Annotated in this window: 23 protein-coding genes; 11 read left to right on the forward strand and 12 right to left on the reverse strand. The window is 43.3% G+C overall.

The annotated features are described in order from the left end of the window. Positions 1 to 70: 70 nt before the first annotated feature. Together OKX00_RS18990 and OKX00_RS18995 are read right to left on the reverse strand one after the other, a co-directional pair. A complete protein-coding gene (locus OKX00_RS18990; protein WP_265408448.1) occupies positions 71 to 3,100 on the reverse strand; it encodes an AAA family ATPase in 3,030 nt (1,009 codons plus the stop codon). Between the two features lie 13 nt (positions 3,101 to 3,113). Continuing rightward, positions 3,114 to 4,325, reverse strand: coding sequence for a metallophosphoesterase family protein (locus tag OKX00_RS18995; RefSeq protein ID WP_265408449.1), 1,212 nt, complete (start codon positions 4,323 to 4,325; stop codon positions 3,114 to 3,116). A 194-nt stretch (positions 4,326 to 4,519) separates the two neighbouring features. Between OKX00_RS18995 and OKX00_RS19000 the strand changes: the two genes are divergently transcribed. Together OKX00_RS19000 and OKX00_RS19005 are read left to right on the forward strand one after the other, a co-directional pair. Further along, the gene (locus OKX00_RS19000; RefSeq protein ID WP_265408450.1) at positions 4,520 to 4,705 is read left to right on the forward strand and encodes a YhzD family protein; all 186 of its coding nucleotides are present in this window, start codon (positions 4,520 to 4,522) and stop codon (positions 4,703 to 4,705) included. A 96-nt stretch (positions 4,706 to 4,801) separates the two neighbouring features. Further along, positions 4,802 to 5,236, forward strand: a complete 435-nt coding sequence (locus OKX00_RS19005) for a GNAT family N-acetyltransferase (protein WP_062236706.1) — start codon at positions 4,802 to 4,804, stop codon at positions 5,234 to 5,236. Positions 5,237 to 5,376: 140 nt separating this feature from the next. On the opposite strand, the gene OKX00_RS19010 is transcribed toward OKX00_RS19005, so the two are convergent. The 4 genes from OKX00_RS19010 to OKX00_RS23410 all read right to left on the reverse strand — a co-directional run bounded on the left by OKX00_RS19010 (position 5,377) and on the right by OKX00_RS23410 (position 8,729). Further along, the gene (locus OKX00_RS19010) at positions 5,377 to 6,861 is read right to left on the reverse strand and encodes an aldehyde dehydrogenase family protein (RefSeq protein ID WP_053355567.1); all 1,485 of its coding nucleotides are present in this window, start codon (positions 6,859 to 6,861) and stop codon (positions 5,377 to 5,379) included. Positions 6,862 to 7,020: 159 nt separating this feature from the next. After that, positions 7,021 to 7,908, reverse strand: a complete 888-nt coding sequence (locus OKX00_RS19015; protein WP_231689156.1) for a Cof-type HAD-IIB family hydrolase — start codon at positions 7,906 to 7,908, stop codon at positions 7,021 to 7,023. A 338-nt stretch (positions 7,909 to 8,246) separates the two neighbouring features. Then, on the reverse strand, positions 8,247 to 8,609 hold the full coding sequence (locus OKX00_RS19020; RefSeq protein WP_156316400.1) for a YlbF/YmcA family competence regulator: 363 nt from the start codon (positions 8,607 to 8,609) through the stop codon (positions 8,247 to 8,249). Between the two features lie 33 nt (positions 8,610 to 8,642). Continuing rightward, positions 8,643 to 8,729, reverse strand: a complete 87-nt coding sequence (locus tag OKX00_RS23410; protein WP_416054356.1) for a hypothetical protein — start codon at positions 8,727 to 8,729, stop codon at positions 8,643 to 8,645. Between the two features lie 138 nt (positions 8,730 to 8,867). Between OKX00_RS23410 and OKX00_RS19025 the strand changes: the two genes are divergently transcribed. The 5 genes from OKX00_RS19025 to OKX00_RS19045 all read left to right on the forward strand — a co-directional run bounded on the left by OKX00_RS19025 (position 8,868) and on the right by OKX00_RS19045 (position 14,122). After that, a complete protein-coding gene (locus OKX00_RS19025; RefSeq protein ID WP_265408451.1) occupies positions 8,868 to 10,223 on the forward strand; it encodes a YheC/YheD family endospore coat-associated protein in 1,356 nt (451 codons plus the stop codon). A gap of 79 nt (positions 10,224 to 10,302) precedes the next feature. Next, on the forward strand, positions 10,303 to 11,187 hold the full coding sequence (locus OKX00_RS19030) for a PucR family transcriptional regulator (protein WP_265408452.1): 885 nt from the start codon (positions 10,303 to 10,305) through the stop codon (positions 11,185 to 11,187). 225 nt (positions 11,188 to 11,412) lie between these two features. Further along, a complete protein-coding gene (locus OKX00_RS19035) occupies positions 11,413 to 12,510 on the forward strand; it encodes an ABC transporter ATP-binding protein (RefSeq protein ID WP_265408453.1) in 1,098 nt (365 codons plus the stop codon). Between the two features lie 210 nt (positions 12,511 to 12,720). After that, positions 12,721 to 13,476: a transporter substrate-binding domain-containing protein gene (locus OKX00_RS19040; RefSeq protein WP_062236720.1), complete on the forward strand. Its 756-nt coding sequence runs from the start codon at positions 12,721 to 12,723 to the stop codon at positions 13,474 to 13,476. Beyond that, on the forward strand, positions 13,469 to 14,122 hold the full coding sequence (locus OKX00_RS19045; protein WP_082316029.1) for an amino acid ABC transporter permease: 654 nt from the start codon (positions 13,469 to 13,471) through the stop codon (positions 14,120 to 14,122). Before OKX00_RS19040 ends, OKX00_RS19045 begins: the two co-directional genes overlap by 8 nt. Positions 14,123 to 14,164: 42 nt before the next feature. Here OKX00_RS19045 and OKX00_RS19050 read toward each other — a convergent pair whose 3' ends face one another. Both OKX00_RS19050 and OKX00_RS19055 read right to left on the reverse strand, forming a co-directional pair. Next, the gene (locus OKX00_RS19050; RefSeq protein ID WP_053355576.1) at positions 14,165 to 14,428 is read right to left on the reverse strand and encodes a hypothetical protein; all 264 of its coding nucleotides are present in this window, start codon (positions 14,426 to 14,428) and stop codon (positions 14,165 to 14,167) included. A gap of 68 nt (positions 14,429 to 14,496) precedes the next feature. Next, positions 14,497 to 14,700: an alpha/beta-type small acid-soluble spore protein gene (locus OKX00_RS19055; protein WP_053355577.1), complete on the reverse strand. Its 204-nt coding sequence runs from the start codon at positions 14,698 to 14,700 to the stop codon at positions 14,497 to 14,499. A gap of 238 nt (positions 14,701 to 14,938) precedes the next feature. Here OKX00_RS19055 and OKX00_RS19060 point away from each other — a divergent pair, with 238 nt between their 5' ends. From OKX00_RS19060 to OKX00_RS19070, 3 genes are all read left to right on the forward strand, one after another. Then, positions 14,939 to 16,177 (forward strand): DUF2157 domain-containing protein, encoded by a 1,239-nt coding sequence (locus tag OKX00_RS19060; protein WP_265408454.1) that lies wholly within the window; start codon positions 14,939 to 14,941, stop codon positions 16,175 to 16,177. Beyond that, a complete protein-coding gene (locus tag OKX00_RS19065; protein ID WP_265408455.1) occupies positions 16,164 to 16,670 on the forward strand; it encodes a GDYXXLXY domain-containing protein in 507 nt (168 codons plus the stop codon). The genes OKX00_RS19060 and OKX00_RS19065 overlap by 14 nt, the downstream gene beginning before the upstream one ends. A 90-nt stretch (positions 16,671 to 16,760) precedes the next feature. Next, positions 16,761 to 17,096 carry a protein YmzB gene (locus OKX00_RS19070; protein ID WP_053355579.1) on the forward strand — a complete coding sequence of 112 codons (336 nt, stop codon included), beginning with the start codon at positions 16,761 to 16,763 and terminating at the stop codon, positions 17,094 to 17,096. A 27-nt stretch (positions 17,097 to 17,123) separates the two neighbouring features. On the opposite strand, the gene OKX00_RS19075 is transcribed toward OKX00_RS19070, so the two are convergent. Then, the gene (locus OKX00_RS19075) at positions 17,124 to 18,440 is read right to left on the reverse strand and encodes a globin-coupled sensor protein (RefSeq protein ID WP_265408456.1); all 1,317 of its coding nucleotides are present in this window, start codon (positions 18,438 to 18,440) and stop codon (positions 17,124 to 17,126) included. Between the two features lie 172 nt (positions 18,441 to 18,612). Between OKX00_RS19075 and OKX00_RS19080 the strand changes: the two genes are divergently transcribed. Beyond that, on the forward strand, positions 18,613 to 18,783 hold the full coding sequence (locus OKX00_RS19080) for a hypothetical protein (RefSeq protein WP_265408457.1): 171 nt from the start codon (positions 18,613 to 18,615) through the stop codon (positions 18,781 to 18,783). Positions 18,784 to 18,827: 44 nt separating this feature from the next. On the opposite strand, the gene OKX00_RS19085 is transcribed toward OKX00_RS19080, so the two are convergent. The 3 genes from OKX00_RS19085 to ribE form a co-directional block, all read right to left on the reverse strand. Next, a complete protein-coding gene (locus OKX00_RS19085; protein ID WP_265408458.1) occupies positions 18,828 to 20,849 on the reverse strand; it encodes an ABC transporter ATP-binding protein in 2,022 nt (673 codons plus the stop codon). A gap of 3 nt (positions 20,850 to 20,852) precedes the next feature. Continuing rightward, complete coding sequence (locus OKX00_RS19090) at positions 20,853 to 22,607, reverse strand: ABC transporter ATP-binding protein (protein WP_265408459.1); 1,755 nt, start codon at positions 22,605 to 22,607, stop codon at positions 20,853 to 20,855. 714 nt (positions 22,608 to 23,321) lie between these two features. After that, positions 23,322 to 23,792, reverse strand: a complete 471-nt coding sequence (ribE, locus tag OKX00_RS19095; protein ID WP_053355583.1) for a 6,7-dimethyl-8-ribityllumazine synthase — start codon at positions 23,790 to 23,792, stop codon at positions 23,322 to 23,324. Positions 23,793 to 23,811 lie beyond the last annotated feature (19 nt).

A 23,811-nucleotide genomic window follows, 5' to 3' on the forward strand; every position in this document is an offset into this window, starting at 1 on the left:
TCCCCTCCTGTGTGCAGGTTCAGCTCTGAAAGCACTTCTGCTACTCTTTTTATATCATAAACACGTCAATTTATAAAAACGCACCGTCGCCCGGTCTGACAGTCTGCGGTTCCTTTAAATGGATGACCGGTACAGAAGGCCTGTCACTGAATAGCGTTTCATGGCACGTAAAGAAGATGATCTGATGCTTTTCACCGATCTCCATGAGCAGGTCCAAGGTCTGTTTTGTACGGACAGGATCAAAATTAACGGTCACATCATCCAAAATCAGAGGCATTCCTTCTCTCTGGTATAAAGAAGCTAGGGAAAGCCGCACACATAAGTATAGCTGTTCGGCTGTCCCGCGGCTTAACTCCACGGGATTGAAACGGACACCGTCAATCCGCTCAATGATTAAACTTTCCTTTTCCCCTGCCAGGAATAAATCCACGTATTTTCCAGCGGTGATGCGGGAGAAATATACTCCTGCCTTTTTTATAATGGCAGGCAGCCGCTCCGCATGAAACTGTTCTTTCGTTCGTTTCAGCAGATCCGCAGCTGTCCTGTAAACGGCCCACTTTCTTGCTTGATCCTGCAGAATATCCTTTAACGTTTCATATCGCTGCAGGCATTCCGAGTAGCTGCCCTCTTCCTGCAGATGCTGCAGGCGAAGGGACAGTTCAGCACTTTTGCCCTTGAAGCTTTCTAACTCCTGCTCACTTTCTTTAAGATAGGCTTCTGCCGCAGCAATCTCCTTTTCCAGATTAAAAGATTTGTCGAGCAGCCTGTCCGAAAGATTGAAAATTTCTTCATCGCTGTATCCAAAAGCATAAAGCTGCAGCGAAGCCTGTGACAGTTGCTCCTGTATCTTTTTCCTTGAATCTGCCGCTTCTCCCTTTTTTCTGTAACTCTCTTCGTTATCAGCACCGGCTTGTTGAAAGAGCCGGGTTCTTTCTGCTGTGTAACTTAAACGCTTCGTCAGTAATTCCTGTTCATTCTCAACAGCTGCCCGTTTTGCTTCCTGAAGCAATTCAAGCTTCCGCTGCTTTTCCTTTTCCTGCTGAAGCAGCATACGCGCTTGCATTATTCTCTCATGATAAGAGGCATGCTCTGAAAGGCCGAGCTGTTTTGAAAGCTGGTTCACATCTTCTAAAATAACGGCAATATTAACTTGAAGCTGCGAAAGCCTTTCTTCCAATTGATATTTTCCGATCAATAGTTCCTTCAGTCTTTCAATCTTTTCAAAATAGCCAGGCAGAAGCAGGTGCTGCCAAGGTCCATTAAATCCATTGTCCCTGCTCCACTTCTGGATGCTGGCCTCGTTGTTAAACTCCTCCAGCTCAAGCTTGTCATAGCCGGCTGCGGTTTGCTGGTAGGACTGTTCCAGCCGCTTTGTTTCTTCCTGAAGCCTATTGTACTCATTGCGCTGCGCTTGCTCCTCGATCCATTGCTGCTGTAGGCGGTCAAGCTCTTCAAAATTTGAAATGCCCGCAAGCTGTTCTTCAAGCTTTTGCAGCTGCACCAAGAGCGCCGGAAGATTTTCCTTCCCCGTATGGCTGCCTCTTTCTTTCGTTCTGCTTTTCATCCAATACAGGAAACCGGCACCCAGCGCCAAAGCTGAAAGCAAAGCTCCAGCCATTTCGCCTTTACTTACAAGATAGATGATAATGACGGCAATAAAAACAAATAAGGCCCCTGCCGGAATCCAGTTCTTTTTCCGGGGAACTGAGCGTGACGAACTATTCCCCTCTGCATTTTTGATCTGCATCTGAAGCTGTTCTTTTTCGAGCATGAGCCTTCGATAGGTTCTATGCTGATCAGCATGTTCCTTCAGTTTCTGAAAATCCGCTTCATGGAGCAGCTTTCCTTTTGCAAGCTTCAGCCGCTCCTCTGCTGATTCCAGACGGCTGCGGGAGGATGTCAGCTCCTGATTCATCCATTCTTTCTTCTGCTGCAGCAATTCATAGTTTTTTGTCATGAGAACAAGGCCGTTTTTTGCTGCAAGTCCATTGTTCAATTCATAAAGGTTATTGTCTTCTCCTTCATAGCCTGTTTCATGAATAAGACGATGAATTTCTTTGCTTAGCAATTCAGCCTTTTGGAGCAAGCCCGCTTTGTCGTTCAAGAGACTCTCAAGATAATGGATTTTCTGTCCAACGGCTTCAATACGCGCCTCTTCTTTCAGTACTTGTTCATCGATTCCCAGAATTGCAAGCTGCTTTTCAATTTCATCGTTCTTATTCTTGCAAACTGCCAAGTCTCCTTCAAGATCAAACAGCTTTTCCTGCAAATACTCCAGCCGCTGCAGTCCATTTTCAGGAAACTCACCCTCTTGCAGCTGATCGAGCGCCAGTTTATTTTCTTTCCACTTCTGCAGAGGCGGAAGCACCGATTTCCACTTTTGAGCCTGATACCATTGTTCCTGATGATGAGCCTTTTCTTTCTCCGCTCTTTGTATAGAGTCCTTCACTTCTTTTAATTCCAAAGCGGCGGGCTGAAATTCTTCGTTTTTCCTTTTCCACTTCAGCAGATCTTCTTCTGCCCTTTGGAGCTCCTGAAGCATTTCGTTGATCACCGGCTTCCTGCCGCCAGGTTTAAAAAGCGCCGCCTGCTTTTTTTCCAGCAGAGCTTCAAGCTCCTGCAGCTCCTTACTGCCTGTCATACCCGCACCGAGCAGATAGCTCCCCAGCTGATCCCGGCTGATCTTTTCAATTTCCTGGAGTCCATCGATGTCAAAACAATAGATCCCTTGAAAAAGCGAACGGTCGAGCCCTTTCAGCACGCTTTGCAGAAAATCTTCACCGGCCTGTTCACCATTCTCCAAATAGACTGTAACATCACCTGCCGCTTTTCCTGCTACGCGCTCAATGACCAGTTCTCCGTGTGATTCTGTCATTAATGTAAGAGATCCGCCCATCCGGTTCCCATCTTTTGGCTCATATCTTCTTTCGCTGGTAAGCTTAGAAGGAAAACCAAAAAGCATACATTTAATAAAACTCATCAAGGTAGATTTACCCGCTTCATTTTCTCCAGAAATAAAGCCCGCTCCCTTGGACAAATCCTTTATTTTGAGGTTTTGAAACTTGCCAAAATGATAGATGTGCAGTTGTTTAATCCACATAGCTTCATACCTCCTATTCTTTCAGCAAAAACCGTAATAGAAATGTTTCTGCCTCCTTGATGATTCCTTCTTCCTCTTCTGATTCAAGAGGCTTTAAATATCGTCTGGCTCTTTTGTGCAAAAACAGCTCTCTCGTGGTTTTCAGCATCTCTTCGTATTCACTGCTGTTGTGCAAAAGGGCTCCGACGAACCCTCCATCGTTCAATAGCTGATCACGATTCCAGCTTCTTCTTAAACTATTTACAACAGCGAACGGGTAAACAAAAGATGAGTTCTCCTCTTCACCGTCCTGAAGGGTCTCCATTAAGTCATCCAGGAACAGTTCATCACTCAGCTCATGAAATAAAGAAGAATCGCCCTCTAAGATCAGTTTAAGAAGTATACCCTTTCCTTCTGTTCTGGCATTCTCTTTCACTTCGATACACGTTTCAATCACTTCCGACATGGCCGAACATCCCGTAAGATCAATGAATTCTTCCTTCCATATGATGTCTGCAATTGCGTGGAAGTCCCGTATTCCTTTATTAGTGTCGACGATATAACAGCCTTTCTCACCCGTTTCCTTTTGATTTCTGCCTTGAATGTTTCCAGGATAGATAACAGAAGGATCCTGGCTAAGCTCCATTCTCTTATGAATATGCCCGAGAGCCCAATAGTCATATCCCTTCACTAAAAGCTCCGTCACTTTAAACGGCGCATAGGATTCATGTTCGCTTTGTCCATCTGCGTTTCCGTGCAGAATACCGATATGATAAGCTTCATCCTTTTTCTCCGGAAAATGAGGCACACGGTTCTCGGCTACAGACCGTTTCTCATAACTGAATCCATGCAGCATGGCTGCCAGCTTTCCGTTTTTATAAAAGGGCACCGAGCTTGGAAGCCCTCCCTGAAAAATATGAACAGTTATCGGCCATTCAATATCTATCCATGAACCTTCGAGATGATCATGATTTCCATGAACCATAAAGGTGTAAATTTCGTGTTTTTCCAGTCTCTCAAGCTCTTTCCGAAAATAAGTCTGCGCTCGTATACTTCTGGAATCCCCATCATATATATCACCTGCAATCACAACAAAGTCCACCTTCTCCTTTATTGCAAGGTTTACTGTTGCAGTAAAGGATCGGAAGGTGCTGTTTTGTATCCGTTTAAAAATAGGTTTGGGCAAATATTTCAATCCTTTGAAAGGGCTGTCCAGATGAAGGTCAGCACAATGCAAAAACTTCAACACCCATCTCTCCTTTTTCTTACACATTCTAACCTTTATTTTACCATATATACGAAAGCACGTTCTCGTATTTGGGAAAATACCCATAATTGTGGAAGCTGTTTTGATAACTGAAGGAAAACATAAAAAAAAGCAGGAAATTTGGCGAAAAACAAGAAATATAATTTAAGAATCTTGAAGGGAGTTTTCACACCATGAATAAGTATTTTCTTACCGTATACGATAAGAGCGGCGAAAAACTGCTCGACGAAACCATTCAGGCCCAAGACGACCAGCAAGCCAAAACACTTGGAGAAAAGCGATTGAAGGAGAAAGAGTACAGCGAGCGCACTCATCGCCTCACTTCTCCAGCTGGTGCCCTGCTTCTCTTTCATCGCTGATCATAGTTTCCGCAGGTCGATCTGGCTGCATATAAGCCAGACATCTCTGTATGTTCATTTCCTAATTTTCTTATCTTACTAAAAAGAGGTGCGAAGATGAGTGAAATTTTCATTCGGAGGGGGACGATTGAGGATAGCCTGTCTCTCTCTTATTTAATGGGCGATCTCGGCTATCCTACCACCGAAGAAGAAATGAGAGACCGATTAACGTATATTCTTCAGGATCCTTCCTACATCTGCTTTGTCGCTTGCTATAATGATCTTGTCATTGGCATGATCGGTCTCGTTAAGGGCTATTATTTCGAGAAGAATGGGACATATTTGAGGATTATTGCCCTCGTGGTCTGTGAGGAGTATCAAGGAAATGGATTCGGCAAATCGTTAGTGCGCCATGCGGAAGAGTGGGCAGAGGAACAAGGGTGCACATCCATCGTTCTCCACAGCGGAAAACACCGTACAGATACCCATGAATTCTACCGTAACCTTGACTATGACGATACCGGACTTCGCTTTATAAAAGTTATGATTTAAAAACAACATAAAAGAGCCCGGCTGCTGGATCTAGCAGCCGGGCTTTTCGTTACCGTTCAGTTATTGACCCCTTAATCATGTATATCTATTTGCCTGTGCCGAGTCGATTCCCTGGATCACACATGCTTTTGCTTGTCTCTTTATTTTAGGTTAACCCACACACTTTTTACTTCTGTGTAGTTATTTAGCGCATAAGAGCCCATCTCACGGCCCATTCCGGATTGCTTGTATCCGCCGAATGGAGAAGCTGCATCAAACGCATTGTAGCAGTTAATCCAGACTGTACCGGCTTTTAAATTATTGGATACATAGTGAGCCGTTTTTAAGTTTTCAGTCCACAATCCTGCAGCAAGACCATACTCAGAACGGTTCGCACGCTCGATAACTTCGTCCAGGTCTTCAAACGGCATCGCCGCTACAACCGGTCCGAAGATCTCTTCTTTAGCGATCGTCATCTTATCGTCTACATCCGCAAAAATAGTAGGCTCTACAAAGTAACCTTGCTCAAACGGCCTCGTTCCTCCCGTTAACAGTTCGGCTCCTTCATCTTTCCCTTTTTCAATGTAGCTCATGACACGGTTATGCTGCTCTTCTGATACAAGCGGCCCCATCGTAGTGTCCGGATCAAGGCCAGGACCCTGCTTAATGTTCTTTGCATGGGAAACCATGTCCGCCATTACATTGTCAAAAGCTTTCTTTTGAATGAACAAACGGGAACCTGCGCAGCAAACTTGTCCTTGGTTGAACATGATTCCGCCCAATGCACCAGGAATAGCACGTGTCATGTCTGCATCCGGAAGAATGATATTCGGTGATTTACCGCCAAGCTCAAGCGTTACACGTTTTAGTGAATCTGCTGCATTTCTCATGATCATCTTACCGACTTCAGTTGATCCGGTAAAGGCGATTTTGTTCACTTCCGGATGATCAACAAGAGCTGCTCCTGTTTCACCCGCACCTGTTACTACATTCAGAACGCCCTCTGGGAATCCTGCTTCTTGAGCAAGCTGTGCAAGATAAAGTGCAGACAGCGGAGTTTGCTCTGCTGGCTTCAGCACAACTGTACAGCCTGTTGCAAGTGCTGCACCAAGCTTCCATGCAGCCATTAAGAGCGGGAAGTTCCAAGGGATGATTTGTCCTACAACCCCAACTGGCTCGTGGCGGGTATAGTTAAAGAAACTCCCTGCAACCGGGATGGTTTGTCCGACGATTTTAGTTGCCCAGCCAGCATAGTAGCGGAAATGCTCAATTGCTAGGGGAACATCTGCATTCATCGTTTCGCGGATCGGTTTCCCGTTATCCAGCGTATCAAGCTGTGCAAGCTCTTCTTTGTTCTGTTCCATCAAGTCTGCAAGCTTATAGATTAAATAACTGCGCTTCGCTGCGCTCATTTTAGTCCAATATCCAGAATCAAAAGCTTTTCGCGCCGCATCAACCGCAAGATCGATATCTTCTTTTCCACCTTCTGCAACAAGCGCCAAAACCTCTCCTGTTGAAGGATTAAGTGTTTCAAACGTTTTTCCTGATTTAGAGGTTACCCATTCACCATTGATAAAAAGTTTCTTCGTGCCGTTTAGAAATTCTGCCACCTTTGGCTTCAAATTCAGGTTAACTGTTTTTTCCATTACAATCCTCCTCATATACTTGTTCCTTACATCAAAATGATTCGACAGCACTTTATGAAAACCCTTTCAAAATTTGTCGTTTTTTCAATTTGTAATAAAAATGAAATATATTTTACATTGAAACCCAAAGAAAAAAAGCCCCGTTTCGGAGCTTTTTCGTTAATATAGTCCCACTCTCAGCTGCTTTCGGAAAACTTCTTTTATCATATATGGCACTCCAAGCTGATCGTTCGTCCTGGTGATCCAATTAGCAGCCTGTTTCACATCTTCAGGAGCATTGCCCATGGCCACTCCAAGCCCCGCCATCTCAATCATTTCCCTGTCATTATGAGAATCACCGACAGCCACCATCTCCTCAGGGGTCACATCAAGCTTCAAGCCGAGCAGTCTTAATGCATTGGCTTTAGTGACATTGGGGGAAGTAATTTCGAAATTGCACTTCGTCGAGGAGGTATACTCAAAATTGGCAAAATGCGTCCTCAAATGCTGTTCCGCTGACCGCCGTTCTCTTTCTTCAAAGAACTGAACATCAATCTTAGACGGGGTAATATCTTTTTCCAGTACATTACTGCTCAGGCTCTCCTGAAACGTTACCGGATAGAAAAGCGGATCCCCCGCACCCAATGTTACCTTCGCAACGAGCTGGTTTTTCTGCTGAACCTGGTTTCCGACTGAGAAACGTTCATGCACGAGCCGGATATGGCAATTGTAATTCTCTAAAATATTGACGATCCGATACGTGTCTTCTTTTGAAATATGTGATTCAAAAAACGGTTCATCCACACTAGAAGCGATAAACCCGCCGTTTTGGCTGATTAAATAACCATCAAGTTTCAATGCCTTAGCGATCTTTTTTGTAGATGGAAAATTCCTCCCTGAGGCCAGTGTGATATAAACACCCTTCTTCTTCACATAATCTATCGCTTCCCTCGTTTCCTTATCCATACGAAAATTGCTTCTCAACAGGGTCCCATCGATGTCAAGAATCAGCATCCGGTATACCATGGCAATCCCCCCTCTGTATCGAATAAAGACTCTCTCTGTCAAAATGTATTCCCCTATCGAAGAAGGTAGAACAGATAATGAAAACACAGCTTCCGTATTGTGCAGGCTGATATTGCACTTATGCCCATCGAAAATGCTGAAGAACCTGTAACGGGGACGCCCAAAAAAGCGTTTTATGAGAATGCACCGAAGAAGTTATCCGAATTTTCTAAAAAGATCAATTGTACTTCATTTTCGCTCAATTATTTTGAGTTCGGCGCAATTAATCTGAATTAGACGCAATTATGCAATGGTTTGGCTCAATCCGCCCCCCGTGCAACAAAAAAAAGCCGTCTCCCTGCACAAAATGCACACCGGGGACGGCTTTTCACATGATATATTTACTGCTCGTTATCTACCATTGGTCCGTAGATCTCTTCGAGCGGCTTAGTGATTATTTTATTGAGATCAGAAATGGTTAGGCTCATGCGCTGTTCAGTTGCCATGAGTTTGCTGATGATTTCATTTTGCTGAACGGCTTGGAACATGGCTTGAGCTTTTTCCACTTCCTCTTGTGTTACTTGTTCGCCGGTCATTTGTTTTTGCTGAAGGCCCATTTGCAGGTTGCGGAATTCTTCAAACATTTTTTGTGCTTCTGCATCGGCATTAACTTCTGCATAGCATTGTTTTAATGTTTGGAAATCCTCGCTGTCGCGCAAAGCTTTTTCAAGGCTGTATGCCAAGTCATAAATATTAGACATGATTGTATTCCTCCTCAAATCTCTGAATCTCTACCACTATAACAGACCTTGCAAGAACATCACAATTAAAGCCTGGACGAATCCGATGGCTCCTCCCAGCAATACGCCAAGCCAGGTAATCATTTTTAGTTCTTTTCTCGCATTGGTCTCCTAATTGTTAAACACGATTTTCTTACTGCTTTCATAGTATACGATATCGGCATAAGCCTAATCAATCGAGAATGCCATCGCAAAGTGCACTTCTCGTGGGGAGGGAAAGAAATGCAGCATGTACTTCCAATCTGCAAAGGCAAGGATGATGGAAGCAGAGTCTATGTGCCGGAATATCTCTTACAACACGGCAGGCACCGCGTATCCTTGTCCTTTGGTTCAAGAACCGTTTTATGTGAAGCTGTTCCTCATGCCAAAAGGGAAATTCAATTATCGAAGTCCCTTTGGGATTTGCTGTCCATACCTTTTGAAGCAAAAATCCACGTACATATTGAAGATTCACGCATCCTAATCGGGCCGCTTGTGGGTATTTTTACATCAGGGGTGGGCCTTTTTCCATCCCGTCCGGTAGGAGAGAGATCTTCTTTTTTCAGTAAGCTTCTCTCTGCAGACCGACAAGTCGGGGCTTATTATTTTGTATTTGGTCCTGAGCAAATACAGCAGAAAAATCGGATGATTCAGGGATTCTTTTACTCGGAGAAAGGATGGTCACAGCACCTCGTTCCCCTTCCCTCCATCATCTACAACCAGATTCCCAATCGGCGAACAGAAAGCAGCTTGAAATATCAGAAAGCTGTTCATCTGCTTGACCTTGAATGGGAGATTCCATTCTTTAACCCTTCTTTTTTCAGCAAATGGGAGATTTTTCAGTTTCTGCAAAAAGATAAGGAGATGAGGGACTACCTGCCCTATACGGTGATCAATCCAGGAGTTCAGCTAATTGAAAATATGTTAAACACGTATTCTGCTGTTTTCTTCAAGCCGATCGGGGGCAGCCATGGCCGAGGAATTCTTTCCGTGCACAAAGAACCGGCTGGAGGTTACAGCTGCAGATTCCTTGAAGATCACCATCCTAAAATCGGGCATTTCCAAAGTTTGATCTCTCTTCTGCAAACACGCAAACTCTATGGCCGGCTTCAAGATACGCTAGTACAGCAAGGGATAGACTTGATCACTTGGAAACAGCGGCCGGTTGACTTTAGAGTGCATACGAATAAAAACCGGGACGGAAAGTGGGTGGCCAGTGCGATGGCCTCAAAGATTGCCGGTACACAGGCCCATACCACACATCTGGCTTACGGAGGTGAAGTAAAGCGGGCCGAAGAGGTAATCCAGCATGCCGGCCTGCCTTCAAAATCAGCTTTGAAACTTACAAAAGCCGCGTTACAGCTCAGCCATAAAATTGATGAGAACATATCAGGCCTAATCGGAGAAATTGGATTTGATCTTGGCTTGGACCGGCACGGAAAGGTGTGGCTGATTGAAGCCAATTCCCGTCCAGGGAGAGGAATTTTCTCCCATTCTTCCTTTAGAGCAGAAGATTACTCGACGAGAATGCTTCCTTTGCAATATGCTGTTCATCTCGCCAAACAGGCCTTTGTTTCCAAAGGGCTGAACGTAACCTAAGTGCAGGTCCCCTCTTTTTTTGTTACATCCTGATCTCCACTGGTATACTAACAGTAGATTAAACAAAGGGGTTTTCGGCATGCTATCCAAACTTAAAGATTATTATGGAGACCATTTCACTATATCTGCCAGCCGCCCGGAACACTATTATTGGTTTGCAGATCCAGAGGGAAAAAGATTCGGGATTGCCAAATCAGCGGTTACTTCAGATGAACTGTGCTTATTAAACTCGCTGTTCTCACAAGAAGCTGAAGTACCTCTCTCTCAGCAGCAAATCTTATGGAAGAACGTGCTCGAAGGAAATCCATCCGAAAAAGAGGCCGGTACCAGCTTCAGGTTCATTCATTTCTTTTTAAAAAGCCCCCTTTCCGATCAGGAAGCAGAAGCATTTATGGAAGCTGTATCTGGTATTTTCCCTTCTGAAGTAACCGTTTTGTTTATAAACGCTCATTATGGCGTTCTGATCGAACCGAAAACAGATGAAGCGAAAGAATTGCCCTACGATCAGGTAAAATCTGTCCTGACGGGTGATTTTTACACCGATCTGGACTTGTTCCTCGGGATGTGGCTTCAGGATTATGAACCCGCAGCTGAACAATTCAAACTTGAAAGGGAACTGTTCTCTTCAGTGCGGCCGTTTCTTCCGCCACAAGAGGTGTACAGCCGTGAAGACCTTGTCCCTTATCTGCTGCTCACCCAGACGGACAAGCCTGCCCATCACTATATTTCCCAACTGATCCCTGATGAGCTATTTGACGACAGGGACCTCATCCAAAGCATCAAAGTGTTCCTTGAATGCAACATGAACCTGTCGATGGCGGCAAAGAAACTTTACATCCACCGAAACAGCCTTCAGTACCGGGTTGATAAATTTATCGAGAGAACTGGAATTGACGTTAAACAATTCAAACCAGCCGTTGCAGTGTATCATGCGTTAATCAGCCGTGAACGAGCAAACAGGTAAAGTTTTAAGGTGGTTTTTTAGGCTTTGCATATTTAAGGTTGTTTTTTAGGCTTTGCATATTTAAGGTTGTTTTTTATGCTTTGCATAAAAAACCCTTTGTGCACTATGCACAAAAATAGCGCTTTCATTTCGGACAAGCCTCCAATATACGAAAGCCCTTACATTCGATACAATGAAGGCAACCAGCAAATGCTTTTCTTTTGCGAACTTAAGGAGGCAGTAACAATGGCAGAAATTAAACTTCAAAATATTGTGAAACGCTATGACAATAAAGTCACTGCAGTACATGACTTTAACCTTGACATTAAAGATAAAGAATTTATTGTATTCGTTGGGCCGTCCGGCTGTGGTAAGTCCACTACTCTTCGTATGATTGCAGGACTTGAAGATATTTCTGAAGGAGATCTTGTGATCGGCGACCGTGTTGTAAACGATGTCGCTCCCAAAGACCGTGATATCGCCATGGTTTTTCAGAACTATGCCCTTTATCCGCACATGAACGTATATGACAATATGGCATTCGGGCTGAAGCTTCGCAAATTCAGCAAAGAAGAAATTGATCGCCGTGTAAAAGATGCTGCGCGCATCCTTGGACTTGAACAATACCTTGACCGTAAACCGAAAGCTCTTTCAGGCGGTCAGCGCCAGAGGGTTGCGCTCGGACGTGCCATCGTTCGTGATGCTCAAGTATTCTTGATGGATGAGCCGTTATCCAACCTTGATGCAAAATTGCGTGTTCAGATGCGTGCTGAAATTTCCAAGCTGCATCAACGTCTTCAAACAACGACGATCTATGTAACGCATGACCAGACAGAAGCGATGACGATGGCAACTCGAATCGTTGTTATGAAAGACGGACACATCCAGCAAGTAGGATCACCGAAAGAAGTATACGATTCTCCTGAAAATGTGTTTGTCGGCGGATTTATCGGAAGCCCGGCGATGAACTTCCTCCAAGGAAAAGTAGAGGACGGATTCTTCGTCATCAACGATATCCGTGTTGCCATTCCTGGAGGCAAAATGAAAACGCTGAAGGACAACGGTTACCTTAATAAAGAAGTAACCCTCGGAATTCGTCCAGAAGACATCCATGATGAGCCTGTGTTCCTTGAGTCTTCTACAAATACAAAGATCACTGCCCGCATTGATGTAGCAGAGCTGATGGGAGCCGAAACTTTCCTATACTCTACAATCGCTGGCCAAGATTTCATCGCGCGTGTTGATTCCCGTACAGATGTTCAGAACGGGCAAAACATTCATCTTGCCTTTGACATGAACAAAGTGCATTTCTTCGATAACGACACTGAAGAGCGCATTAGATAATTTCAAGTTCAAAACCTCTTTCTTCCTTAGAAAGGGGTTTTTTTTATTTTTTCTTCATTTCATGTGAAAATCGTTCTGAAATAGGGAATAATGTTTAATCATTGACAACATCTTAGTTTACTGATTAAAATGACTAAAGAATTCTGATGTGTTTTATCGGTTTAAACTAAAAAAATAATCCAAATTCGGATTTATAACGGAGGTTTTTACATGAAAAAGCTGTGGACATTACTCATGGTTTCTGTCATGCTTGCGGGTGTGTTAACCGCTTGCGGCAACAATGGGGAAAAGAAAGAAGAATTGACGATCGGAACGGAAGCTACATATCCTCCATTCTCTTATCGTGACAAAAAGACGAATGAAGTCACTGGCTATGATGTTGAAGTCGCAAAAGAAGTCGCAAAACGCCTTGATATGAAGCCAAAAGTTGTACCAACCGAATGGAAGAACATGTTTAGTTCACTAGGAAAGCGATTTGACATGGTAGCGAATCAGGTAACGATTACTCCGGAACGCAAAAAACAATTTGCTTTCTCCAGTCCTTACACCGTGTCTGGCGGTAAAGTAATTGTTAATAAAAACAACAAAGACATTAAAAGCATTAAAGACCTTAAAGGAAAAGTGGTAGGAACCACACAAGGAAGCAACTATGCAGCTGAAGCTGAAAAAGCGGGAGCAAAAGTAAAATATTACAAAGGCATTGCTCAAGTACTGACTGATCTGGATGTTAACCGTGTGGATGCTGCCTTAAATGATGAGCTCTTTATTTTAACCGAGCTTAAAAATACAAAATACAATGTGAAACCGGTTGGAGAGCCTTTCTCAGAAAATAAAATGGCATTTGCTTTTAAGAAAAATGATAAAGATTTAGCAAAAAAAGTGGATAAAGCACTCGCTGACATGAAGAAGGACGGCACTCTTTCCAAGCTTTCCAAAAAATACTTTGGAGCAGATGTAAGTGAGTAGTTCTCTCCAATACATGGTGGACTCCCTCCCGTTTTTACTGGAGGGAGCCAAAATCACCGTTATCCTCAGCCTTGGTTCCATAATTGGCTCGCTGATTTTCGGCCTGATCATTGCACTTTGCCGGATGTCGAGCAACAGTGTGCTTGTCCGTTTTGCAAAGATTTATATCTCTTTTTTTCGCGGAACACCGCTCCTTATTCAATTATTGATCTTATATAATGGTTTTACATTTGCGATTACCCCTGAAGGATGGCAAGCAGCTCTCGTAGGATTGATCCTGCATTTCAGCGCTTATATTGCAGAATCATACCGCGGAGCCATTCAATCCATTCCAAACGGACAATGGGAAGCCGCTTATTCCCTTGGCATGAACTACTTCCAGACGTTCAGGGAAGTAATTTTTCCGCAAGCTTGGCGGATTGCTATCCCATCGATCTGGAATTCATTGATCGATGTTGCTAAATCCTCTTCTCTGGCTTCGGTGATTACCGTTCCAGAACTTACTTCCATTGCAGACCAGCGCAGTGCATCAAGTCTCATCGTCCTGCCGGTACTCTTGGAAGCCGCACTTATCTATTGGGGTATATCCACCCTGCTTGAATGGGGCCGCGAACGCCTGGAACGGCGATTGCGCCTGGTAAAATAAAAATCACCGCTCTTTTTAAAGAGAACGGTGATTTTTTTTTGCCTATTTCAGTTCCTCTGAGTTCCATTCAGAAATGAACATAATTATTTCATTCCGGCAGATCCGGCAATAATACATATGCGGGCACTGTCCTTCTTTAAAATCAGCCGGATAACCATTTTCAAGCTTTAATCCATCGGAATCCACATAAGGGCTGTAATCATCAAAATAATCGCTCAGCTTCCCTTGATCTTCACTCAAATTACCGCATTCCGGACAGCGGAAGGCAACATTATGTAATTGATTGCAAACCGGGCACATACTCATTTTGCCTTCCTCTTTTCCTTATCAAAAAGGGCGGATTGCTCCACCCTTTTACAGCCATGATTATAGAGTTATCGAGCTGATCCGCTGATTTGTTGTTGAGCCATTGCTACAAGACGTTTCGTGATTTCTCCACCTACAGATCCGTTAGCACGAGCAGTTGTGTCAGCTCCTAATTGAACACCAAACTCAGAAGCGATTTCGTACTTCATTTGATCAAGAGCTTGTTGAGCACCAGGTACTGCTAATTGGTTTGAGCTATTGTTGTTTGCCATTGATATCACCTCCTCTTGAAACATATTGTGCATCAATTAAAAAAGGTTATGCGCCTGTTTTTTTCCAATTTATGTGGAATGGCCCCAAACGCTGAAAATACAGCATCCTCTTTCCACGTGTGACATATCTTTGGGTTGAGGGTGAAAATTTTAACGCGCTCTGTTAAAGTGGGGGTGAAGAAATACAACGTTTTATTCAAGCTGCATTTTTATAAATTTAAAGAATCGGGGTGGAACATTGAGTGACAAGTGGTTAATTAAAGAAGCGAAGACGTGGGTACAGGATGGAATTATTACGGAAGAACAATACAAACAGATTCTTTCAAAATATCCAGACGGGCATTCAAAGCAAGGAATCGGACTCATTCCCGTCTTTGCAAGCATTCTCATTGGCCTTGGGATTTTATCCTTCATCGCTTCCAACTGGGATGGAATATCACCTCTCTTCCGTCTGGTGCTTCTGATTGCTGTTCTCAGTGTGTTCTACACAGCTGGCCATGTTCGGCTAAAAAAAGGAAATCCTGTTCTGGGAAGAGCTTTTATAGCCCTCGGAATCTCGGCTTTTGGAGCTGGACTTATCCTGCTTGGCCAAACGTTTCATTTCGTATCCTATGATGCACGCTCTTTTATCATTTGGTCCGTTCCAGCTTTGCTTTATCTTTATTTATTTCGCGGGAAGCTTTTGTTCTTTATTTCCTTCGCGATCCTGACCGGAGGCCAGCTTTATGCATTATCCGAATTCTCCAGCTACAGCTATGTGATACTTATTTTGTTCGCGATTGGTCTAGGCTGGTTCGTTTCAGCTTCAAAAGACAAGCTGCTTACTTGGTTTTTTTCTGCCGGTCTAGTTTTGCACCTTGTCCTTTATGCCTTAACACTTGAGGATAACTGGCTTTGGCTGATTGTAATCTTGATCGGCTTATATGCCGCAGCTGAAGGATTGAACCAAAATCTCGCTTCACCGTTGCGTTTTTTTACAACGGGTGCTGCCTTTATCACCAGTTTGCTGCTTTATTTCTTCTTAACCAATACTGCCAGTTCGTTGGATTATCCTGATCCGTCATGGTTTGGCATCATATATGTTCTGTTGTTTGCTGCAGTTGTATCCCTAAAAAGGAAAAAAGGCACTTTCCCCTCATTTTTGAAGACAGGATTATTATTTTTCCCCTGGTTTTATTCCACATTCCTCATTGGGGAATTCACAACAGGCATCATTTATTTGATCACGGCATTCCTATTCTCCGGGCTTCTTTTGACGGAAGGATATCAGAAAGAAGAACGGTCCCAGATCAATTGGGGAATTATCCTGTTCTTGATTGTAACGTTCATCGCATACATCAATCTGGCGTGGTCATTTATGCCAAAATCTCTCTTCTTCCTGATTGGCGGAATTCTCCTGTTTGCTCTTTATTTCTTTTTGCAGAAAAAGAAAAAGGATGTTTTGGAGGAAGGCGGTGATTCTCATGAAAAAAAATAAATGGTGGATAGGGCTGATCGTTCTTCAAGTACTTGTCCTTTTGGGAATTGCAGCCAGTTATTATGCAGCAGATTACTATGGCAAGGAAATTGTTTTAAAAACAAAGCCTGTTGATCCTTCCGATGTTTTCTACGGAGATTACGTAACGCTTAACTATGAGATCAACGAAGTCTCTTCCTCACTTTGGAATGGTAAATCCATCGTGGATCCAACCCCTGTTTATGCTGTTCTGTCTCCGGATAACGACGGCTCATATAGGGTAACCAAGGTAGCTGGTGATCGTCCTGATGTTAAGGGGAAGCAAGTATATTTAAAAGGAAAAGCCACACCTTCTATGGAAGGATTCCTGCACCTTGAATATGGGCTTGAACGTTATTATGTAAAAGATAACACCGGAAAACAGCTTGAAAGGCCTCAGCGTGAATATAAAGTAACCGTTAAGGTCGCATCTTGGGGAAAAGGCGTCATTCAGAGGGTTCAGCCTTTAAATTAACCCTCTCACATACGATTTATAACGTGTACTCTCCTGGTAACAGGGTTTATTCTGGTGGTTTCAGGGTACATTGTTAAAGAGGTGAGCATAATGAGCGAATTAAAAATTATCGACGTAAAAGACCATATAAATAACTGGGCTGGACATCAGATTTCCATCCGAAAAGAAGAAAATGGAGATTTGGATCAGATCAACATTCAGCTGGAAGAGGCGACTTTTGAACAGCGGGATTCCATTGATGACTATCTATCCGATAATGTCATGTTCCTGCACGGTAGAGCTTACAGTACGGAAGATGGAGAGTCGACTGAACTTCCATCTGTTTTATATGAAGTTCCCCTTGATGGAATTAACGGAATCAATATTGATGGCAGCATCATTTCATTTATAACAAACAGAGGGCAATATGCCATCATAAAATCATAAAAAAGAGCCCGATAAGGGGCTCTTTTTTTATAGATGATACGTACTGTCTGAAAGGCTTTCTGCAGATTGAGCAATTTGGGCAATGGCATGTTCCATCTCTTTAATAATTTTTGCTATATCCAGTATCTTTCCTCCAACGCTGTTGCTCTGTTTTCTGCTTTCTTCCATGTTTGTGAGAATTTCATTGAAAAAATCGTTCATTTCCTCAACTTCAGCTGTATTCTCATTGATCCAGCTATTGATTTGTGCCGAAGAAGCTGTAATTAAATCCATCCGCCCATTCGTGTTGGAGATATATTCAGCGACTCCTCCTACTGAATCTTTGGTTTGCTCTGCCAGTTTTCTGACTTCTCCCGCTACTACAGCAAAACCTTTACCCATTTCCCCTGCTCTTGCTGCTTCAATGGCTGCATTCAGGGCAAGTAAATTGGTCTGTTCGGCGATTCCTTTCACGAGATCAACAATTTCAATAATATGGCCAGAGTCTTCTTTTAATAAAAGAATCTCTTTTGATATTTGATTCATTTTCTGCTTGATCTGCTGTACCGATGATAAGTGCAGCTCGATCTTTTCTTTGCCTTCTTTTGATTTTTCAGATACGAGAGAGGCATACTCTACACTGCTCTGTGCATGTTCTACAACATCTCCAGATTGTGCGGCAAGCTGTTCGATCGCTGCACTCGCCTCCTGGGCAATGGCAGCCAGCTCGTCAGAAGAAGAGTTGACCGTTTGTTTTACCAATGCTTTCTGCTCTTCAATTTTCATCCTGGCTTTCTCTTCTTCAAGAGAAAACGCCTCAAGAACCAGCTGCTGTTCAAGGTTCAGCATTTTGGTAATGGCTGTTGCCGCAAGATAAAAATCCTCTTTCCCCTCCAGATGTTCGTCCATGATGGATAAAAGAGATAACTGAAGATCCTGAAAAGCGGAAATATACCATTTCGGCTGTAATCCAATTTTAAAATGAATGTGCGCGATCATTTTCCTTTGTTCAATAAAGGCATGGTTAATCTCACCGTTAAACATTTCACGAATATGGCGCTCCAGTGTCAGTCTCAGCCGTTCAATAGAACTGTTTTTCTCTATAATCTTAGAAAGCTGAGGTACGTGGGCAATTGTGCTGTAGAACCCAGTGACAACTTGATCAATATGCTGGGAAACAAAAGGCTGTAGTGCTCGGAGAACCGCCAGATCTTCCGGGGTCATTGAAATCATGGCTAACTGCTTTTCCAGACTGGATCCAGGGCTTCGTTCCATCGCAACATGGTTCAATTCATGCAGCACTTGTTCCTGAAGGCTCGATTTCATTTCTTCCTTTTTAAAATACCGAATCATTTTAGTTTTCATTTTGTCTTCTCCCAATCTGCATTTTGGGTATACATTATCCCGTTTTTACATACATTGAATTACATTTCTCTACCTAGTTATTATCGGTTAGTTATAGATAGGGTTTAATATGTTTTAATAAGGGTAATTATCCATAAACTGGATTTTCTTAACATTAAGTAGGAGGGTATTCATGCATCCTGATTGGAAAAAGAAAATCGTTATTACAGGAATGGCTGCTATATTAAATGTAACAGGGACCGTTGCCGCATCCGAGGGAAGCGATGGCTCTGGACATGAAAATTGTACAGACGGAAAGCTCGATACCGACTGTGCTGAAAGGGAACAAGAGGAAGTTCAATAGATTTTCCAAATAAAAAAGGGAGCCGGCTGGCCCCCTTTTTTATGTTATACTGCTTTACTCTCTTTCTGTCCTTGTTGAATTTGATACATTTGAAAATAGCGGCCTCGGGCTTCCATCAATGAAGTATGATCGCCCTTTTCAACAATTCTTCCGCGATCCAGGACAAGAATCTGGTCCGCATTTTTAATGGTGGACAGCCTGTGGGCAATGATAAAGGTCGTTCGTCCCCTCTTCAGCACATCAAGCGCCTCTTGAATGATGGCCTCTGTTTCAGTATCGATACTAGCCGTTGCCTCATCCAAAATTAAGATTGCTGGATTGAACGCCAGGGCTCTTGCAAAAGAAAGAAGCTGCCTTTGACCGGAAGAAAGAGTGCTTCCTTTTTCGATGACGGGTTCATCCAATCCTTTTGGAAGGTTTTGTACAAACGGCATCGCTCCTACATCATTAATGGCCTTTTCTACCATCTCTCGTGAAATCGCGGGGTCATCCAGGCTGATGTTCGAAGCGATGGTTCCCGTAAATAGAAATGGATCCTGCAGAACAATCCCCATATGCTCCCTGAGCACCTGCTTTGGCATTTTCATAATATCCTTGCCATCAATAAGGATTCTCCCCTGCTTAATATCATAAAACCGGAAAAGAAGGTTCATAATAGAGCTTTTTCCTGACCCCGTATGACCGACAAGAGCTACCGTTTCGCCCTGCCTTGCTTCAAAGGTAATATCATTCAAGACATTCTCACCTTCTTTATAAGCAAATGTAACTCCATTGAATGTTACATTTCCTTTATAACGCTCAACTTCCTGTACCTTCACATCCATACCCGGTTCATTCAGCAGGACAAATACACGCTCTGCAGATACGAGCGCCTGCTCAAGCTGGGCGAGCTGGTTAACCATCCCGGTGATGGGCTGGAACAGCCGGTTCAAGTAATCAACAAAAGCATAGAGGACACCAACGGAAATCAGGGTGTCCGTCTTAAGTGAGGCCCCTCCGAAGTACCAGATCAAGGCAACAAACGCTAAATTCCTAAGTACACTCACAAGGTTGTGAGAAGTAAGGCCATTTAAACTCAATAACCTATTTTGAAAAGAAAAATATTTCTCATTCATCTCTTCAAACTCTTCTGTCGTTTCCTTCTGCCGTTTAAACGCCCGTATAATTGGCATGCCTTGGATGGATTCGTTGACCATTCCATTGATGTCGCTCAGTGTTGAACGGATAATATGGTTATACTTAGAAGCCAGTTTTCGATAGAGTTTAATCCAAATAACCAGAATCGGCACGAGAATCATCGTGATCAGGGCGAGACGCATATCCAGAATGAACAGCGCTGTGAAGATTCCCGCCATATAAATAATGCCTGTGAAGAAATTAGAAAGTACATTAACGAACAGCTCTTTAATTGCTTCTGTATCATTCGTCACCCGTGATACTATTTTTCCTGCCGGCTGATTATCAAAATACGTAATCGGCACTCTCTGGATCTGTGAAAATACATCCTGCCGCAGCTTCTTGATGACCATATTGGAGGAGCTCTGCAGCATATACCTCTGTCCATACTGAAACAATCCAGCAAACAACAAAAGAACAAAATAAATGCCCGTCAGCTTAAACAGCCCTCTGATCTCGGGCTTATAAAATTTAAAAAGCTCACTGTTCTTCAGCTGTACTGCCGGATATTTAGTGGTTACACCTTTAGAAGTGACCATAATTTCCTTGTTTTTGTAACTCTTTTCCCCTTCTAATTTTGCGGGCTGATTAATGAAGTAATACTTTCTCCCAATCTGTGTAATCCTGGCCTGTTTTCCTTTTGGTTCACCGGACTGAAAACGATCTTCGCGCTGATATCGGCTCCCCTTATAAGAAACCGTGTCTTTATCTTGAGCAGTCGTTTCATACCAAGACTTTTCAATGCCTAGAATGTGAACATCAATCATGCGCTTGGCGATGAACGGACCGGTTAACTCTGCTGATACGGCCAAAGCCAGCAATAGCAGACCTATAATAAAACTTTTTTTATAAATCAGTGCGTAACGAAATAACCTCTTCCCTACGTTCAAATCTTACACCGCCTTTTCATCGAAGGTTTCTTCGACTTTTTGCCGTTCGTACTGCTCACCATACCAGCCTCCGGATGAGATGAGCTCTGCGTGTGTACCTTCTTCGATAATCCTTCCTTCATCCATTACGATGATCCAATCAGCATGTTCTACTGCTGATAACCTGTGGGTCGTAATAAAAGTAGTCTTTCCTGCCCGTTCTTTTCTGATGTTTGCGATGATTGCTGCTTCCGTCTTAGCATCAACAGCCGATAGCGCATCATCAAGCATGAGGATTTCCGGATCAATAAATAACGCCCTGGCGATAGAAACACGCTGTTTCTGTCCGCCCGATAACGCTACTCCTTTTTCTCCGACAAGCGTATTCAACCCTTCCGGCAAATATTTCACGTCACGGTCAAAGGAGGCCATCCGAAGGACGTGCTGAAGCTCTTCTTCTGTTCCGCTGCTTTTGCCAAATAAGATGTTCTCTCTTATTGTTTTAGAAAATAGAGTGGCATCCTGAGGTACATAGCCAATCCATCCCTGGATATCTTCAATGGCCAAGTGATGAAGATCAATGCCGGAAATTTGGATTTCTCCTTCACCTAAAGGATACTCTCTGAGCAGCTGTTTCAGGAACGTCGTTTTTCCGCTTCCTGTGCGGCCTACAATACCAAGCGTCTGTCCTTTTTTCACCCTTGCATTCACGGACACAAGATTATCTGCCTCAGAAGAAGGATAGCGGAAGGTCACATCATGAAATGCAATCTCTCCAGGTTCTTTGAGAGGGATGAGGTCATCTTCATTTTTAACGTCCGGTTCATAAGCGAGAGTCTCGTTCACCCTGTCGAGTGAAGCATTTCCCCGCTGCATGATGTTGATCAATTCTCCAACAGCGAACATGGGCCAAATGAGCATACCAAGGTAAACGTTAAAAGAAACCAACTGCCCTAATGTGATACTGTTATGAAACACCAGATACGCCCCGTACCCAAGACCGATCAAGTAGCTGATACCGACGAGTACTTTAATAGTCGGTTCAAACAGCGCATCGATTTTAGCAACGGCGATATTTTTACCGTACACATCGTCGGTAAGGTCATTGAACCGTTCGATGTCTTCCCGCTCTTTCACGTAGGCGCGAATAACCCTTACTCCTGAAATGCTTTCAAGCACCTGGTCATTCATGTCCCCGAAGGCATCCTGTGCTTTCATGAACCGCTCATGAACTTTCTTTCCATACCTGTTCATGGCAATGGCCATTAAAGGAAGCGGCAATACAGCAGCCAGCGTCAAATTCCAGCTGATGAAAATTCCCATCGTAAAAAGGATAACCAGCATAAATACACTGGAATCAACAAGTGTTAATATCCCGAAACCGGCAGTAACGGAAATCGCCTTCAAGTCATTGGTAGCTCTTGCCATTAAATCTCCTGTCCGGTTCTTTTCGTAAAATGCCGGTGTCATTTTCAACAGGTGTCGCATGAATTTCGAACGAAGAATCCGCTCAACAACAAACGCCCCTCCAAACAACTGATACATCATGAAATACGTTAAAATATAGGTTACTGTTAACAAACCTAAATAAAATAAGATCGTTTGTACAAGCGACTCTTTTGTCAGCTTGCCGAGATTGATCGCATCAATCGCATTGCCGACGATCTTCGGCGGAATGACTTCCAAGATGCCGACAACAATTAATAACAGAACAGCAATCGTATATCGTTTCCAATGCTGTTTAAAAAACCAGCCTAATTTGCTCAGTACCGAAAACATAAATTCTCCCCCTTCCCCTTCATGTTAGTGCAAACAAACGTGCTACCCCGATTCGTGATGGGCTTCAGAATTCAACCTGACCATAGAAAATACATACATAGTGCATTGCTCCTTTATGTGAAAAAATTTGTGAAACCAACTTGAAAAGCGCAAGCGCCCTGTTAAAGTCCGACAAGCGCTGGAGCTTTTACTCAGCAACACGCTTTTTATGTTGAGGAGTAAAAGTGAAACGGCTAAGGACGAAAAAAGCTTGTAATTTTCGTCCTCCGAGGACTAGGGATGAAATTATGTTATGGATTTCATCATTATGCCGAAAACAAGAAATACGTTTTCTGCCCTGGATGCTGGAGCTAGACAAAAGAAAAAGCATACCGCCCCTGTGGCGATATGCTTAGAAAAACAGAAGACACCTCACAAAGGAAAATGTGACCGGTGCCTGTGAATAAACGAAAAAGAATGACTAGTGTTCTTTCATCTCTGGGTGGCCGGCCGCACTATGAATTTGAGAAACAGCGATATGACGAACATCATAGATTTTCACTGACTTTTTCATGACCAACCATCCCTTCAAAAATTTGGTATTGTTTTCGACTTTGCTAATATTAACACTATTCTAACTATAATGTCAATATGAAAAACACTGTATTTTCTTTACTCCCATCTTCCCAAAAAAGAAAAAAATCCGCGGTGTGCGGATTTTTCCCTGGTTAATCATTAAAAATTAAATTGTCGGTTCAAATTAGCCATTTCGATGGCTGCAGCAGCTGCTTCCCATCCTTTGTTTCCGGCTTTTGTACCAGCACGCTCTATCGCCTGCTCAATGGAATCTGTTGTCAGGACACCAAAAATGACAGGTACACCAGACTGAAGAGAAGCAGCGGAAACGCCTTTTGCCGCTTCATTGCAGACATAGTCAAAATGAGGTGTAGAGCCACGGATGACTGTTCCAAGGGTGATAACGGCATCATATTTGCCCGCGTCTGCCATTTTCTTGGCGATCAATGGAATTTCAAAAGCTCCAGGCACCCAAGCGATGTCGACGTTCTCTTCTTCTACACCGTGGCGTTTTAAAGCATCCTGCGCCCCGCTTAACAGTTTTCCAGTAATAAATTCATTAAACCGACCTACTACAATTCCAACCTTTAATCCTGATCCAACTAAATTCCCTTCATAAATCGTTGCCATTATTAGAATTCCTCCTCTG

This window comes from Fictibacillus sp. KU28468 (assembly GCF_026153615.1).
Taxonomy (GTDB): Bacteria; Bacillota; Bacilli; order Bacillales; family Fictibacillaceae; genus Fictibacillus_C; species Fictibacillus_C marinisediminis.

Coding starts and splice junctions, on each gene's coding strand:
- OKX00_RS18990 (WP_265408448.1), bottom strand. CDS start 3,100: ATGTGGATTAAACAACTGCACATCTATCATTTTGGCAAGTTTCAAAAC.
- OKX00_RS19000 (WP_265408450.1), top strand. CDS start 4,520: ATGAATAAGTATTTTCTTACCGTATACGATAAGAGCGGCGAAAAACTG.
- OKX00_RS19005 (WP_062236706.1), top strand. CDS start 4,802: ATGAGTGAAATTTTCATTCGGAGGGGGACGATTGAGGATAGCCTGTCT.
- OKX00_RS19010 (WP_053355567.1), bottom strand. CDS start 6,861: ATGGAAAAAACAGTTAACCTGAATTTGAAGCCAAAGGTGGCAGAATTT.
- OKX00_RS23410 (WP_416054356.1), bottom strand. CDS start 8,729: ATGATTACCTGGCTTGGCGTATTGCTGGGAGGAGCCATCGGATTCGTC.
- OKX00_RS19025 (WP_265408451.1), top strand. CDS start 8,868: ATGCAGCATGTACTTCCAATCTGCAAAGGCAAGGATGATGGAAGCAGA.
- OKX00_RS19030 (WP_265408452.1), top strand. CDS start 10,303: ATGCTATCCAAACTTAAAGATTATTATGGAGACCATTTCACTATATCT.
- OKX00_RS19035 (WP_265408453.1), top strand. CDS start 11,413: ATGGCAGAAATTAAACTTCAAAATATTGTGAAACGCTATGACAATAAA.
- OKX00_RS19040 (WP_062236720.1), top strand. CDS start 12,721: ATGAAAAAGCTGTGGACATTACTCATGGTTTCTGTCATGCTTGCGGGT.
- OKX00_RS19050 (WP_053355576.1), bottom strand. CDS start 14,428: ATGAGTATGTGCCCGGTTTGCAATCAATTACATAATGTTGCCTTCCGC.
- OKX00_RS19055 (WP_053355577.1), bottom strand. CDS start 14,700: ATGGCAAACAACAATAGCTCAAACCAATTAGCAGTACCTGGTGCTCAA.
- OKX00_RS19065 (WP_265408455.1), top strand. CDS start 16,164: ATGAAAAAAAATAAATGGTGGATAGGGCTGATCGTTCTTCAAGTACTT.
- OKX00_RS19070 (WP_053355579.1), top strand. CDS start 16,761: ATGAGCGAATTAAAAATTATCGACGTAAAAGACCATATAAATAACTGG.
- OKX00_RS19075 (WP_265408456.1), bottom strand. CDS start 18,440: ATGAAAACTAAAATGATTCGGTATTTTAAAAAGGAAGAAATGAAATCG.
- OKX00_RS19080 (WP_265408457.1), top strand. CDS start 18,613: ATGCATCCTGATTGGAAAAAGAAAATCGTTATTACAGGAATGGCTGCT.
- OKX00_RS19090 (WP_265408459.1), bottom strand. CDS start 22,607: ATGTTTTCGGTACTGAGCAAATTAGGCTGGTTTTTTAAACAGCATTGG.
- ribE (WP_053355583.1), bottom strand. CDS start 23,792: ATGGCAACGATTTATGAAGGGAATTTAGTTGGATCAGGATTAAAGGTT.